This is a genomic window from Paenibacillus sp. FSL P4-0113 (assembly GCF_038009305.1).
GTDB classification, from domain to species: domain Bacteria; phylum Bacillota; class Bacilli; order Paenibacillales; family Paenibacillaceae; genus Paenibacillus; species Paenibacillus polymyxa_D.
On the sequence record NZ_JBBPAZ010000001.1, the window covers coordinates 1,712,155 to 1,727,412 of the forward strand.

Consider the following 15,258-nt stretch of genomic DNA (forward strand, 5'->3'; position numbering starts at 1 on the left):
GCAGGTCTCGCAATTATAGATTAGACCCTTATAGCTCTAACCTAACCCTTAAAATAACCATTTTCAGCGGCATGACTGCCTTAAATTCATGATTGTAAGCCGCCGATCATCCCGCATCAAAGTAGGGTTATTTATTAGCTTGCAGGCTCTCCAGCGATGTATAAATGTAGGATTGGAATCCTTCAGCAGGTTCACCTTGTGGAATGTTCACTTTCACGATGAAACCGCCTGTTTTATTTTCTACAACTATATATTGCTGTGTCATCTTCGAACTGCTCGCTTGTAAGAACAGACGGCTACTGGATAACGCTTCAGGTATGGCTGCTTTGTCCAGCTTTTGCACCTTACCGATGGAAGCTAGATCCTTTTCGCCTTCTTTTTGAAGTTCGTCCAGATTAAAATCGGAGGGTAGCTTCGTAATTTCAGCATAATAGTTATCATCTACAGCCAAGGCAACACGGTTTTGATCAGGAAACAGGGACATCGGATCAAACACATACAGCGAATATCCCTCTCCTTTTGCTAATGTCGCAGTCTGCTTTTCCTTTTTTCCCTCAAGGGTGAGATCAAAAGTTTGAGTCTTTGTGCGTTCTCCGCCTACTGCTTGACCAGCACTTCCGTTTTGATTGCCATCTGTTGCAGCCTCTGTTTTTTGTATTTTCGTTAAAGTCAGTTGCTTCGCCGTCGCTTCGCCCTCTACTGCTTTTTCGGTGTATTCAAACGCTACTGTATCGCCTTCCTTAAGTCCAGCTATTACCGTGTCCAGTCCGTCCCCCAATTGGAAGGATTGGGCTTCGCCATTGGTTTCAATCTCTACCGTATGCGGGTCAGCAGCTCCATTGTATACACCTGTGCCTTTTTTAACCTCCGACTCAGCGATTGTCTCCGGTTTAACTTGCGGCTGCTGTTGCGTTTGCGGTTGGTCTGACCCTTGAGGTGCGGTGTTATTGGTTTGCGGTTTCGTTCCACAGGCTGACAGAGCCAGCACTGCCACTACAGTCAGTAGTATGATTGAAATTGTGTTTTGTTTTTTCATAAAATCCACCTCCACTATGATAGACGAGCTTGTGCAGCAAAAGTTCTACGCAGCATCTCACTTAAAATCCAAAATCCTACCTCCTGCTCCCGTTTATTATATTCTCAGGATTTTGCAAAATCCTAATACCACGGGAATGTTAGGTACGGTATAATGGGCTGTATTAACCTAATCTTCGAGATACCGCTTGGAAGGAACATAGACGTATTTATTTTCCCCCATACGGATGGAGCTGCCACGTGAATCAAGCACACAAACCGTCGTTTTCCTTTGAATTATTGTACATCATAGGTATTATCGCTATTTCGTTCTCCTCGATCTTCGTAAGATGGTCTGAAGCCGAGGTGTCCGTCATCGCTATGTACCGTTTGTACCTAACCAATCTGATCATGCTGCCTTTGGTCTGGAAGTACCGCACTGAGCTGTTTAGCCTGACCCGCAAGCAGTGGATGCTGATCCTCTGGTCCGGTATTGCGCTGGGGCTGCATTTCTTGCTCTGGATGGGCTCACTGCGACTGACCACCGTTGCAAGCTCTACCGTTATTATGACATTGGAGCCGATCCTTGTCATGCTCGGTTCATTTTTGTTTTTCCGGACGGGCACGAATCGCGCTATGCTCATCGGGATGGGTATGGCTTTTATCGGCTCGCTGGCCATCGGAGCTGGAGACTTCCATGTCTCAGGACAAGCCCTGCTCGGGGACGCACTGTCCTTCTTGGGTATGGTAGCCGTGTCCATCCATATGCTGATGGGCAAGCATCTGCGCGAGCATTTGAGCGCGTTTGTGTATAATTTTTGGGTTTTTGCCATCGCAGCCACATCACTTGCGCTGTATAATGTGGTCAATGCCATTCCTTTTACCGGATACGCTCCACGGGAATGGGGACTGTTCCTGCTGTTAGCCATTGTACCTACGCTGTTCGGACATTACCTATTTAACTGGCTGCTCAAATACATTAACGCAACTGCGGTGTCGATGGCGGTACTCGGCGAGCCCGTTATTTCTTCCTTGCTAGCTTGGGTGCTGCTCGGGGAAAGGTTGTCTACTTTACAATTTGGTGCAGGCTTTTTCATCCTGTTCGGGGTATGGATTTTTATCCGATACGGAACGGATTTTAAAAAGAAAGTTGTCCATCAAAGTGAGTTGCCCGACACTGAGCACCCCCTGAAGACCAGCTCTTAACTTATTTACCCCATTTTCATAAACCATACTCAATAAATTAAATTCACTTCTAAAAAAAGGAAGGCGGAATTCTCTATGAAATCCATCGTATCCAAACGCTGGCTGCTGGCCCGATTGTATGAGCCGGACATGATCATTGCCGACTGCCGTTCCCTGCTCGGACAAGCCGGGGCTGGACGGACTCAATTTAATGAAGACCATATTCCTGGGGCGGTTCACTTCGATTTGGAAGAAGACCTTACCGCTCCTCTTGGCGAGCATGGTGGTCGCCATCCATTACCTGATGTGGATACACTTGCCGCACGTCTGAGTCGTGCCGGGATCAACTCCGCTTCACGCATCGTCGCTTATGATGACCAAGGCGGTATGATGGCTTCCCGCTTCTGGTGGCTCCTGCGCTATCTCGGACATGAGCAGGTATATGTGCTGGAAGAAGGCTACAGCGCTTGGAAGGAAGCGAAGTTCCCCGTTACGGCAGACCAGCCGATTCGCATTCCCTCGACCTTTGTGGCAAATATTCAGCCACAAATGCTCACAAGTATGAAAGAAGTACGACGTATATCCGAAGATTCTGTTCCTGTTGGCTCCTATATCGGTTTTTCACCTATATTGATCGATTCCAGAGAGCGGCCGCGCTACCTGGGACTGGAAGAGCCTATAGATCAAGCAGCGGGGCATATCCCCGGTGCAGTGAATTTCTTCTGGAAAGAGGTCTTAGACGAAAAGGGTACATTTAAAAGCGCAGAGCAGTTGAAACAGCATTTCTCAGACCTTGATCAGAACGCTGAGATCATCGTATATTGCGGATCAGGCGTATCCGCCTGTCCGAATGTACTGGCCCTGAATGAAGCTGGATTTAATAAGGTGCGTTTATATCCGGGAAGCTGGAGCGACTGGATCAGTTACGAGGAGAATCCGGTGGCGACCGGGGAGGAATAAAAAGTTTTCAGCGGATATACAGACTCTAAAGACAAATACACTGTCCTAAGCGACTAGGCTTAGGCAGTGTGTTTGCTTTTGGTCAAAAGTACACAAAAAGTCAACTTGAGCCGAGTGAAACAATAAAACGATGTAGTTGAAGTTGCTCGCTTCTTATAATAGCTATCCAATATTTTGAACAAATATATATCTTAATTCATATTCTTTCTGTCGTTTTTCAGCATATATCAGAGTTTCTCTTATGGAACCTGTTTCTAATATATTCAAGTCATTAAAATGTTCTATTAAATCTTCTTCAGTGAAGAAGTGAGCATATTTTCCTTTCTTGTATTCATATGTTCCTTCCTCAACTTCCCTACCCACACCATTATTAAAATCGCGATCAGAAAAACACGTAAAATACATCACTCCCGATTCCTTCAAATGCTTCACGCAATTCTGTACCAGTTTTTTTCGGTCTTCTAACAAAAATAAATGTAATAAATCATAACAATATATTCCATCATACCTTTGGCTTGTAGTAAACTCTAATACCGATTCTTGAATAAAATTAGTTTTTAAATCCCATTCTTTTGCTAGATTTATAGCTGAACTAGATATCTCAATTCCATCAACCTGAAAATAAGAAGAGAACGCCTTCGTATTTCTTCCATATCCAGCACCAGGAACCAAAATATCATGTACATTATTTTTTTTGAACAAATCTATAGCTTGGATTACAGTTTGACTTGGTTCACAACCCCAAATCATTCCTTCTTCAGTAAATCTTTTGTTCCAATAATCCCCCATATGATTCACCCGCCTATATACTCACATAGCTCTTCTTTTAAGCTCATCAATCTGTCTGATATGATGTTGATCATGCCAGATAAAATCTCTTAAATATGATATTACAGTAAACTTCCCGTCAGCATATTCTTTAGTAAACTTGTCGTCTTCAAAACTCTCTATACTCTCCAATATCATGTTACGGTACTGAATAGTCATTTTAAATAATTCTTCTTTCGTTTTTGTTTTTCCATATTCAACAGCATCCTGATTAAATTGTTCAAAATCCATATGTGTTAATGTCAAAGGCGCATCGTTTAATATCGGATTTATGGCTACTTCATAAAAGTATTTATCCCACAGTAATATATGACTTACGATATCGTGAACTGACCATTTATCTTCAGCAATCTTTATTTTCCAATCCATTTCACGAATCTCAGAAACAAAACGTATCCATTCCTTGAACTCCTCTAGTAACCGCGACCTCTCATTCATGGTTTCCGACTCCTCTTTTCAAATTTGAGTTAGTTAGAATAACGTATTTGTATTCATGAACCCCAAAGGGGTTGCCTTCTGAAAATCTTTTTATGAATTCTATAATAATTATATCTTTCAGCATCTATTTCTATCTCTCCTACAAACTTAAAATTACTTTTTTGAATAACTTATTTGATGCTGCATTCTCAAGTAATGCAATTGCGTTTAATTCTTTAATCCCGTATTTTCAAATTAATACTGTATTACTCCCTGAACCGCTTGAGTCGTATATCCTCTACTTCTATAATCTTTTGAGATACCATACATGATTTCTCTATTGGTTGCTGGAAGCTCGTCTTTTATTCCTGAACAACAACCATCCGATGGATTCTCCCGTTTCTTTAAGTTACTCAATTCAACTTCCCTTCAGGGCTCTACTTGAACTAATAATTCTTCCATAGTCATTTCTGGAGTTATAATTATCGTTTTGTTTAGTTTTCGACTTAGGTCTTTTAGGAAGTTCATGAGTACATCTATTTTTTTCTCTGAATTTATCTGTATTGGTGAAACATCAAATTCAATAACGCTTCCTTCATAAAAATATCCACAAATATCAATTTCACTATATTCAATAGTTATTCCAATACTTGCTTCTTTTTTAATTCTTAACAACTCAGCAATATCCCTAATTTTAGTTATTAGCCCATCTATAGTCACTCGATAATTAATTCTATCACTTTCCAAATAATCAAAAATTAAAGCCCATACTTGGATGTCTGTATCCAATACATAAATATCCCTTAGACTTCCATCTTTAAAGAATACTTCATTCATTACTTCATCGTAATTCATGCAAACCTCCTAACACTCCGCATTTCATCTAACGTTCTTGTATCTCCGAGCCCTCACCATCTATTAGCTTCTAATCTTCATTCATTCTATCTGCTCGTATCCAACTCATTTCCTCAATGCTTAATAATTCTTTAAACTCTTCTACTAACTGATGCTTAGATTCCAGTTGTGTATAATAATTATTATTCAAAATATCGTCTAATTGTTTTATTCGCTCATTATCTAATTCAAAAAATCTAAATGTTTTTAGATTGCAATTTGTAAACTGTTTTGCTATTTTCTCATTGTATTCATTAGATCTTAGAACTTCTTCAATTAATTCAGTTCTGATTTTGTCCCCTCTAGGGTCGACATATAGAAATTCAATGTGATCTTCCTCTGGATATCTTTCTTCAGCAAGCTTAATAATTGAAGTATCTAATAACACATATGATATATGAAGACTTGCTATCTCTTGTGAATTGTAAACTACCCGGTATCCCCAACAGTGATCTTCAAAATTATAAAAATATAACACTGGGATTTTTTCTGAAATTTGAAATAAACTTTCTGGAATTTCTTCACTTTCTTCTGTATCTTTGGTTATGAAAACAAACCATTTGTCATTTAAATCCTCCGCGTATATAGGATCATGCTCAAGAATTGCTTCTTTATATTTCAATAGTGATAAGCTTCCTGAAGTCAATTCACTCATTGTTTTGGCCCCTTTTTGTTTTTTAGTCATATTTCAGCTAACGTTCTTGTATTCATGAACCACTAAGGGGTTGTCTGCTGAAATGCTTCTCTGAAATCCTCTCAGACCCATACTCCGTAAGGACCGCTGCTTGAATATGATGTTAGGCGATACCCTTGATCTCTTTTGAGTTCCTTAAAATAATCCTTATTAATACTGTATTTTAACTTCTCAAATCGACAACCATCGTGATTGATGAATCAACTTTCCCAACTTCTTTAAATCCGAATCTCTCGTAGAGTTTCATTGCCGCTGCATTACTCGGATCAACACTGAGGGATAATTTTTTATATTCCTCTTCCTAGCTTCTTTAAATAATTCATCCATTAAGGCCATTCCGATTTTTCTTCCCCTGTATTCTTTTAACAAAGCCATTCCTAGTTTGGGTACATCATTATCAATAAATCCAAATCCCTTATTATCCTCGTTAAAATATCGAACTGTTATTGATCCGACGGGTTCACCCTCATGGTTCATTGCTATAAATCCAAAATCCCCATCCCTTCCCCAACCTTCAATATACTTTGATATATAAGGGTCTTTTATTATCGCTTTATCGAATGGCTCTTGACCTTCTGGGACAAATAATGATTCATATAACATCTCCCATAAAAAAAACACATCATCTTCTATTATTGGTCGAATTCTGTATTGCATCATTGAAGTTACCTCATTTCTAGATTCTCAAAGGTTTCACCTAACGTTTCTGTATTTTCCATAAAAGCCGTAGCTTGAATATTATGTTATGCAATTCCTCCATCCTCTCCGAATCAACGTTCCAAAGATTGGCTTGCTTCTGTTAATTCATCATTTACCTCTAAATATTTCAATGTTTTTTCAATATCGTCGTGGTCCATTGTTTTCGTTATAATTAGATGTTTAATATTAAATCCTGGTGGTTCCATTTCTTTTTTAAAGTGATTTACTAATTTTTGAGGGGTTGTCACCAAACTCCATCGTTCACTTCCATCCGAAAAAGTAAGGGTCACCTCCACCAAATCAAACTCCTTTGGATCATCATCAAACTTCCATCTTTCTAAATAAGGCACTTCTATATTTCCTTCAATAAAATGAGCTTTTGATATCCAAACTGCTTTTCCATGGTTTCCAATAATTCTATACTTGTCCCTATCTTCTTTTTTTACGATGTATTTATTGCCTCGTGTAAGTGCATGAGCATAAACGCCTATACTCATACAAGTTATGATTGGTCCCTCCATCAATTCACTTCCATACCGTATTTAACTTACTGAGGTTTCGCATAACGTTCCTGTATTCATGAACTCCAAAAGGGGGTGTCTGCTGAAATTCCCCTTTGAAATCGACCTATCAGACCAAGGCTCCGTCAGGAGCCGCTGTTTGAATATGATGTTATATGACGGTACTTTGGACTACTTTCAAAATACATTATTTCTTTAAGTATTTTCCCATGTTCTTTTTCGACTTGAATTTTATAATCATTGTTTGTCATCTATGAAAATTCCTCCAAAAGTAATTCTTTTTTTAAATCTGCACTCATGAAGATGCCCAATTCAGAAAGTTTGTTTAGTTGATCTTCAAATATTATCTTCTTCTTCTTAAATAAACCAAACAACTTAAACACCTTCTTTTTATGGTTTGCGTCCCTTTTCTATAACGCTTGTATTCATGAGCTCCGTCAGGGGTTGTCTGCTGAAATTTCTCTTCGATATCCAGCTCGCAGACCAAGGTTCCATAGGAGCTAACGAAACATAACTTCTTCGATTCACTTACAAAATCAGCCCTTTATGATCCTCGCCTTCGAGCTGTTTATAATTCTCAATAAAATATCTATAAGCAATTCTCTTAATCGTAGACAAAATTGCTTCGCATGAAAATGCCAACATTTATTTGTAATCATAATCCCTTAATGATAGTTCTTGAACAATTTTTCTACTGTCCTTTATTCTTAGAATTTGCTTCGGTTTATCATATATCCAACCAAGCTTTATACAATATTCAATTAATATGGATTTTATTAAAGGTCTATATAAGTTAATGTAATAACATTCTTTCCAGTCGAACGAAATTTCAATAAAAGAAGTTTTATACTTCCTTGAATAAGCTCTAAACAATACCTCATAAGGTTTCTCGTCAACAATGCAAATAAATTGATAATGTCTAACAATGATTGGGATTGCTTTTTTTTGAAATACTTTCATCATTCACCTCAACATTACTTTATCAGCAATTATGTCTAATAGCTTTCTTGTGTTCCTGAACCCGAGAAGCTTAAAGAAGCGTAGCGACCGGCTAGCTTCGGTTCTTAGCCTCGCAGGATTGTCTACCTGACTTTCACTTTCAGGAAAACGATGTTATGTGATACCTCTAGTTCTTATTTAATATATTCTTCAATCCTTGTTTAATATTATTTGGTCTCGTCTATTCTAGATTACTCTATTAGAAAAATCTCTGTAGTCTAAAGTCAATTCCTTTTTTAGTTCTATATTGGAAGAAATACACCACATATTATTAGCACTCTCTTCTTAAAATGCTTTTTACATTGATTTCCTCAACGTCAATTTTTGTTTAAAACCTTTGTCAGTATTATTTCCAGAGGTTCATTCTCAAACATTAAACATCCAGCATCTCTATATCCAAGCTTCCTATAAAAATGTTGAGCTTCTTCATTCGAAAGTGTTGAGGTCATAACCATTTCAAAACCTTTTTGTTTCATTAATTCCTCCCAATAGTGGACAACTTTTTTACCAATACCTGTTCCTCTATACTCCTCATCTATCCATATCATATTCATAAATGGTGTGTTGTCCCAAAAAAATCCGTATCTCATCCAACCTATTTCTTGATTGGATTCTCTGATTATTAGGATTTCATTTTCTTTTATTTTTGGTCTTATAAGTGTCTTATGTATGTGCTTGTCTCTTAACAAGATGTACTCATAATCTGATTCAATCGCAAAATCAATCTTCATTGTAAATTCTCCCTTTCACTCTTTTCTTCGAATATCTTCTTGGTAACACTCAGCACTGATGTCTCATAACGTTTGTACATTACATAAGTTTATAAAGTCTTTTTAAAAATGTATAAGTCACCTTCTTCTCTAACTTTAGTAAACCCACACTTTGAATAGAAGTGATGATTCTTCACACTCCAGCTAGGAGTATCCAGCCACCATTCAGTGCTGTCTGGAAATTTACTTTCAATTTTCTCCATCATCTTCGTTCCGATTCCTTGATTTTTAAAATTCGGATCAATAAAAATTCTTCCTAGATTATGCACTTGATTACATTCTACAAATATCATAGCTCCCCCGATTATTTCTCCATTAAAGAGCACCTTGAAATATTCGCAATTTTGCATCATCTCTTCTTGCCAACTTATGGAGTCATATCCTATGGGCCCAACGGTTTCGTTATTATTAAAATGCTTTGATTCATCCTCAAAACTGGCCTTTTGTATTTCAGCAAGTCTTTGCGCATCATTTTTTCCAGCTTTTTCTAATGTCAGCACCAAACATACCTCCATTATCTTTTTATTTTTTCCAGGGTTGTCTGCTAAAATGCCCCCCCCAAACTCTATACCAGCAGGTCAAGGCTCCGTAAGGATTCGATGCTTGAATATTATGTTATCAGAAGTTACCGAACTTCTTCATTATGCATTCAAAATCAATCTGCAATTTTTTTATCAGCGAATTTTCTTATATGGTCTTTTTTTATTTTGTAATTTGATTATTAGTTCATCTGCATCTCTTTCACTTTTTTGAGCTTTTAGTGACTCTTCTTCTGTTATTTCTATTTCTATCATTTGAACCACTATTGTTCGTGTCCCTCGACACCACGGTTCAGCAAATTCCAAAATTGTTCGACCATGACCGATGCCGGATATGGCATTGAACGGGTAATCCACCATTCCAATACCCCCACTGCCGCTGAAATTAAAAATTGCACCGTAATGTCCCTGTTCATATCCTGATCGAGGTTGATCGAATCCAGATGCTCGCACAGACTTTGCCGGAACATTGTCTCTATTTGGTTTCGAAAAACCGTACTTCCCTTGTTCGTCAGCATTATTGAGTAGAATGAAGCATGCTGCTCCAAATATTCAAACGTACGCAGTAGTGCGGTTTTGGAAGGGAGATGAAAGAAGTTATCTTCAGACATACAATTGCGTAGTAACTCTTTAATTTGAGCTTCCATGCATTGATCGCGCAGATCGTACTTATCAGCAAAATGCAAATAAACCGTTCCGCGATTGACATTCGCTTCCTCAGCAATTTGATTGATCGTAATTCTCTCGAATTCCTTTTCTGACATCAGCCTCATAAAAGCATCAATAATGGCTTGCCTCGATTTTTGAATACGCCTGTCCATATCCTTCTCCCCTTTGTGCTATCCGAAAAAATGAACACTTCGAAGTCCTCTGTTGAAAAATCAACAACCACGCTTGTTTTAACCATTGAACCCCATATACCGCTCTGATACATTCACTTTATAAAATTTATGTTGATGATTCAACATATGTTCAATTTTAGTGGAGCTGTAATCATGAAATCTATTGTTTTACAATCTTTGGAATTATTTAAATCACATTGAATTAGGAGGGTTTAAAAATTGAAACTTACAGGAAACACGATTTTTATTACAGGCGGCGGTTCGGGAATTGGACGTGCGTTAGCAGAAGCTCTCCACAATCTTGGAAACAAAGTTATTATCGCCGGTCGACGTAAAGAGCGTCTGGAGGAGACGATCAAAGCGAATCCCGGCATGTCCGCAGTGGAATTGAATGTACAAGACCCTGCCAGCATAAAGGCGGCCGCCAAGCGGTTAATCAAAGAATACCCGGATGTTAATGTCTTGATTAACAACGCCGGCATCATACAGTCTGATAACGCGGCAGGCGTGATCGATGAGGATGTTTTGATTTCGACTGTCACGACAAACTTTCTAGGTCCCATTCGGTTGACTTCTGCATTCATCGAGCATTTGAAGTCCAAAGAAGAAGCGGTTGTCATCAACACGACTTCAATACTTGGATTTGTACCGTTAGCGACAACTGCTGTATATTCCGCGACGAAGGCAGCACTTCATACCTATACGCTGTCCCAAAGGTACATGCTTAAAGACACATCGGTAAAAGTAATAGAAATTGTACCCCCATGGGTTCAAAGCAACAACGATGAACCACGGGCGATGCCACTTGCTTCATTCATTGATGAAACAATAAAGATACTTGGCACGGATACAGACGAAGTTCTGGTGGAAGAAGCGAAAATGTTTCGAAATAACCCTGGCCCGAACGAAGGTGTTTTTGTGACCCAGCTTAACGATTTGATGAATTCTGAACCTCCAAAGATCCATTGATCCATCTGTAATTCAGTTTTTAAAAATTTAAGCGAGCATGAAGTAAACACTCATCTCCGTCTACTTCATGTTCATTTTACTGCAACTTGCACGTGGAATAAGAAAAAGCGCCAAGCGGCCACACCCATGTTTACCTCTTAAATAATTTCGTTGATTTCACATAATGTAGGGAATTGCCGAAGTTCAAACAGCCCTTTGTTAGGTGATATCGGGGACATCCTCGATTTACGTAAAAAATGTTTTCATGATCTTACTTCATTTAAAAATCTTGTTATTATCGGTAGGTCGGGAGGACTTATTTGATTAGGTATCTTGTTTAAATCAAAAAATCGTATATCTTGTACTTCAGCTTTATCACCTTTAATTATTCCACTGTATTCTTTACATATATAAGCTGCAACTACGTTATATACTTCATCTCCATGCGGATATCGATAGTAGAGTTCCGGGCCTGAAAATATATCAAGTAATTCTAACTCTTCGGCTTCTAAGCCTACCTCTTCAAAAAGTTCCCGGCTTGCAACCTCCTTCATATTCTCACCAGGCTCCATTGAACCTCCTGGTAATCCCCATAGACCATTGTCAGTTCTTTGCTGCAATAGTAATCGTCCCTCATCATCTATGAGAATCACACATGCTCCTGCCATAATTATAGGTCGGGTACCTACTAACTCTCTTAATTCTCTTATGTAATTCAATTTCTTCACGCCCCTTTGAGATCCTTCAACAGACCAAGGCTCCGTTAGGAGCCACTGCTTGAATTTAACGTTATATGACGGATTCACTTCTAAAATCTACTTTCGTCAATGGATAAGGCACGTAGTCCGGGTGGCTCTGCTACTTAGCCGGTTGAATGTTTCCGTTGAATCCGCCCTTCCGAAATGCATCTTCCGGGCTAAGGGTCGGGCTTGTCCCGGCCAGATGAGTTGAATGCTATGTTAAATAACGTTGACTTTTTTCGAGTTAAGTAATTATTATTCTCGTTTCCATTTATGTGTTCGAGTAGTTTTCCAGTTTCATAAAAATACTTCATTACTTCAAGCATAGGAATTAATTCTATACAAATGTTATCGCAATAATTGCCTAACTGGCCACCAGCAACCAGATGAATTTCACCGTTTCCCTGTTTATTGTTCATAAGAGTATATATATTACCATCAATTGTAATAGACACTATAAAATATTCCGGTCCGCCTCCAACCAATGCTGAATCTGTATCTGATACCTCAAAAAAAACTAATGTAAATTTATCTCCATCGAGTTTTTAAAAAAAACTTAAAGTGTCTGCCCACGTAGGATTCATAACTATTTCTTCATTGAATGTGGTCCCAATCCATTCATCAATACTAATAGATTTTATCACTTTTTCTTTTCATCCTTTTTAGATGGTTTTATTTATTCGGGGGCTTTCATCTAACGATTCTACATTCACGATCCCAGCGAGTGCTCAGGTGTCCTACAGTGATCTCCTTTTCCGAAATCCTTCTGCCGGGCCGAGGGCGTATGCCGATGTGTGATACTATGTTATCAGATGAACTATGACAATTTTGAGGGTATCTACAAAATTTCTTCTCCCTTTAATATTTCATTTGAGAACTGGTCCACAGCCAACCACGTCGAAACATCCTCTTTGATATTCTTATTCCAAGCAACTAAAAAATGTACTTGGCATATCTCATTAGAATCAATTAGTGTCATAGGAATTTTAATGCCTTTATCAGAACTTAGGATAAAACCGTGCTTTTCAAAGTCAGAGTTTAAACATAGCGATTTAGGAATCATATCTCCTTGATTTCTTCTTGCCATTAACATATCCCCGTCTTGTGTCCCCAAGTGTAAACGGTATATCTGATTCTCGTATTCGACAGCTTCAAGATCTTCCCCAGTATTAGATCCATAATCTGTCCAACTGTAACCCTCCTTCCAAGAAGCAGAAAAGCTGCACGTACTTATTTGAGTGTTCGCATGAGGCTTTATTCTAAAAACTGCTCCCCAACATTCTTCTACTGTCAGATGTAAAGCGAGATTGAGCTTGGGTCTACAGACAACTAGCTCACAATCAAATGAATCATAATAATATTTATATAATGATCCACCATTTTTGAGTTTATAACTTTTTTCTGGATAATAGAAGTTATCAGAGACTGTGATTGAAAATTCAATTATTCCAAGAGGAGTATGTATTTGTGGCTGTAAGAGATTGTTTTCTTTAATTAAGACTTGTTCTCCATGAAATAGCTTCATTATTTTCCTCCTCATAGTCTTTCTAATAACGTTCCTGTATGCATGAACCCCAACTCGCTGGCCTAGGCTCCGATATTATGTTATGCGAAGCTTCTTCGAAAACTTTTGAACCGATGTTGCTCTTCTTAAAAACAATATTGAACTTGTATAATTATCACTTAGACATAAAGAAATTGAATTGTTAATATAGCAGACCAAGCCATAGAATACAGAATTTCTTCTTAAGCCTGTCCATTGCTTATGATTCTCTTCTGTATTTAATTTTTTGGCTAACTCAAAGACATGAGAATTCAAAAACATCTGGTATTCCTCCATCTCTAAGCAGTTTCGCATAACGTTCTTGTATCTACGAATCCGAGAGGCTTAAGGCGCAAATCGCCGGGTCCATCGGACTTAGCCTCGCAGGGTTGTGAGCTGATCCCGCTTCTCTCTCTGCTTTCCACTTCTAGCGAACCAAGGGCAACGCCCGCAGCGTAGATGCGATGTTATATGAGGTCAGCTTTTCTTCGAGTCAACTAATAATTATGCTTCCTTGCTAGTTTCCACTTCATAAATAAATTTATATCACTTATAGCATCTAATATTATTCCTTTATGTTCTATATTATTTTTTAATTCTTTCAAAATGATTGGTTTTACTAGTCTTTTATCTAACTGTTTTTTAGTTCTTGCTATATGTGCTAATCCCAATACAGAATTCGCTCTTACATTTGGATTATCATGTTGCGCTGATTTAAGACATATATCTTGAGCAAACTTCCAATTGTGATGATACATTCCAACTGAAAGTGGTAAATATATAAGTTTTTCTACTTCTCGGCGAGTTAAAATATCTTTTATTTCCTGATCTGTGTATTCTTCGATATGCTTGTAAATTCGCTTCATAGTACTTGCTCCTAAATATAGCCTTTTTATTCCTAGCTGATCTCACATAACGTTTCTGTATTCAAGACGTCCGGCGTATGCCGAATATGTTCGGCTGATTCTACTTCATGGCTTCTCAACTTCTGCCGAACCGAGGAGCGAATGCGACGATGCTTGGATGTGATGTTATACAGAGGTACCATGAATTCATTGAATCTACTTAGAAATCCTGTTTAATTCACCATCACCATTCTCTCCATTCTTCTGTAATATCTTGATCCTCCTCAATTTCTAATCCAGCTAGTCTTGCTGCCTTATCTATAAATTCAGCCAGTTCTTCACGTTCCATCGTTTCAATAAAATAGTGTTCTTTTCATTCAATTCATTAAACGTAATTACAATTTCTTCTACAGCCTTCATAATACTTTCAGGATGTTTAGTTTCTTGTAATAATATTAATTGGTTTAGATAGTTATCAAGGACTTTATCACACATTAATAATCTCTCTTCTGTAAAAAGGTCATCTCCGTATTCAACCATTCTTTTGTTTTTACAATTGAGTTGGTTTTTCATTAAATAGGTCCTGTAATGTCATTGGGCACATCCCTCATTTTCTTGTTTTTGTTTTAATAGATTTTTAAAATTGTTGCATAGTATTTCGCATATGAGTTTGCTTACTAACTTGCTTTTCACTTCACTTATCTTATTTTTTCTTTAATTCATCTTTTTTCATCTGTTAGCACACTTAAAGAAAGACCAATTACGGTCAACATCTGGTCATTACAATTGGCTTGGAGGGTTTATTCCCTTCTAAGTCTCA

At 38.0% G+C, this 15,258-nt stretch carries 16 protein-coding genes and 1 pseudogene; 3 read left to right on the forward strand and 14 right to left on the reverse strand.

Annotation, left to right across the window (positions count from 1 at the left end; translation table 11 throughout):
* Positions 1-127: 127 nt before the first annotated feature.
* A complete protein-coding gene (locus tag MKX46_RS07085) occupies positions 128-1,036 on the reverse strand; it encodes a hypothetical protein (protein ID WP_340932750.1) in 909 nt (302 codons plus the stop codon).
* A gap of 239 nt (positions 1,037-1,275) precedes the next feature.
* On the opposite strand from MKX46_RS07085, the gene MKX46_RS07090 reads away from it, so the two are divergent.
* Both MKX46_RS07090 and MKX46_RS07095 read left to right on the forward strand, forming a co-directional pair.
* Positions 1,276-2,220, forward strand: coding sequence for a DMT family transporter (locus MKX46_RS07090; protein WP_029515438.1), 945 nt, complete (start codon positions 1,276-1,278; stop codon positions 2,218-2,220).
* Positions 2,221-2,295: 75 nt separating this feature from the next.
* Complete coding sequence (locus MKX46_RS07095; protein ID WP_341039691.1) at positions 2,296-3,159, forward strand: sulfurtransferase; 864 nt, start codon at positions 2,296-2,298, stop codon at positions 3,157-3,159.
* Between the two features lie 162 nt (positions 3,160-3,321).
* On the opposite strand, the gene MKX46_RS07100 is transcribed toward MKX46_RS07095, so the two are convergent.
* From MKX46_RS07100 to MKX46_RS07140, 9 genes are all read right to left on the reverse strand, one after another.
* A complete protein-coding gene (locus MKX46_RS07100) occupies positions 3,322-3,948 on the reverse strand; it encodes a class I SAM-dependent methyltransferase (protein ID WP_340956248.1) in 627 nt (208 codons plus the stop codon).
* A gap of 21 nt (positions 3,949-3,969) precedes the next feature.
* Entirely contained in the window at positions 3,970-4,425 is a 456-nt protein-coding gene (locus MKX46_RS07105; protein ID WP_318627383.1) for a DinB family protein, read from the reverse strand.
* A gap of 408 nt (positions 4,426-4,833) precedes the next feature.
* On the reverse strand, positions 4,834-5,259 hold the full coding sequence (locus MKX46_RS07110; protein ID WP_340956250.1) for a protein export chaperone secb: 426 nt from the start codon (positions 5,257-5,259) through the stop codon (positions 4,834-4,836).
* Between the two features lie 70 nt (positions 5,260-5,329).
* Positions 5,330-5,953: a hypothetical protein gene (locus MKX46_RS07115; RefSeq protein WP_341071035.1), complete on the reverse strand. Its 624-nt coding sequence runs from the start codon at positions 5,951-5,953 to the stop codon at positions 5,330-5,332.
* Positions 5,954-6,235: 282 nt separating this feature from the next.
* Positions 6,236-6,652: a GNAT family N-acetyltransferase gene (locus tag MKX46_RS07120; RefSeq protein WP_238438010.1), complete on the reverse strand. Its 417-nt coding sequence runs from the start codon at positions 6,650-6,652 to the stop codon at positions 6,236-6,238.
* 110 nt (positions 6,653-6,762) lie between these two features.
* Entirely contained in the window at positions 6,763-7,212 is a 450-nt protein-coding gene (locus tag MKX46_RS07125) for a hypothetical protein (protein WP_165149853.1), read from the reverse strand.
* A gap of 1,316 nt (positions 7,213-8,528) precedes the next feature.
* Complete coding sequence (locus MKX46_RS07130) at positions 8,529-8,942, reverse strand: GNAT family N-acetyltransferase (RefSeq protein WP_165149851.1); 414 nt, start codon at positions 8,940-8,942, stop codon at positions 8,529-8,531.
* 89 nt (positions 8,943-9,031) lie between these two features.
* Positions 9,032-9,481 carry a GNAT family N-acetyltransferase gene (locus MKX46_RS07135; protein ID WP_341039696.1) on the reverse strand — a complete coding sequence of 150 codons (450 nt, stop codon included), beginning with the start codon at positions 9,479-9,481 and terminating at the stop codon, positions 9,032-9,034.
* Between the two features lie 302 nt (positions 9,482-9,783).
* On the reverse strand, positions 9,784-10,341 hold the full coding sequence (locus tag MKX46_RS07140) for a TetR/AcrR family transcriptional regulator (protein WP_029515451.1): 558 nt from the start codon (positions 10,339-10,341) through the stop codon (positions 9,784-9,786).
* Positions 10,342-10,581: 240 nt separating this feature from the next.
* Between MKX46_RS07140 and MKX46_RS07145 the strand changes: the two genes are divergently transcribed.
* Positions 10,582-11,331, forward strand: coding sequence for an SDR family oxidoreductase (locus MKX46_RS07145; RefSeq protein ID WP_341039697.1), 750 nt, complete (start codon positions 10,582-10,584; stop codon positions 11,329-11,331).
* A 242-nt stretch (positions 11,332-11,573) separates the two neighbouring features.
* Here MKX46_RS07145 and MKX46_RS07150 read toward each other — a convergent pair whose 3' ends face one another.
* The 4 genes and pseudogenes from MKX46_RS07150 to MKX46_RS07165 form a co-directional block, all read right to left on the reverse strand.
* Complete coding sequence (locus MKX46_RS07150) at positions 11,574-12,029, reverse strand: NUDIX hydrolase (protein ID WP_029515453.1); 456 nt, start codon at positions 12,027-12,029, stop codon at positions 11,574-11,576.
* A gap of 859 nt (positions 12,030-12,888) precedes the next feature.
* Positions 12,889-13,575, reverse strand: a complete 687-nt coding sequence (locus tag MKX46_RS07155) for a hypothetical protein (protein ID WP_069010401.1) — start codon at positions 13,573-13,575, stop codon at positions 12,889-12,891.
* A gap of 515 nt (positions 13,576-14,090) precedes the next feature.
* Positions 14,091-14,459, reverse strand: coding sequence for a hypothetical protein (locus MKX46_RS07160; protein WP_029515456.1), 369 nt, complete (start codon positions 14,457-14,459; stop codon positions 14,091-14,093).
* A 223-nt stretch (positions 14,460-14,682) separates the two neighbouring features.
* A pseudogene (locus tag MKX46_RS07165) lies at positions 14,683-15,033 on the reverse strand (hypothetical protein).
* Positions 15,034-15,258: the final 225 nt, after the last annotated feature.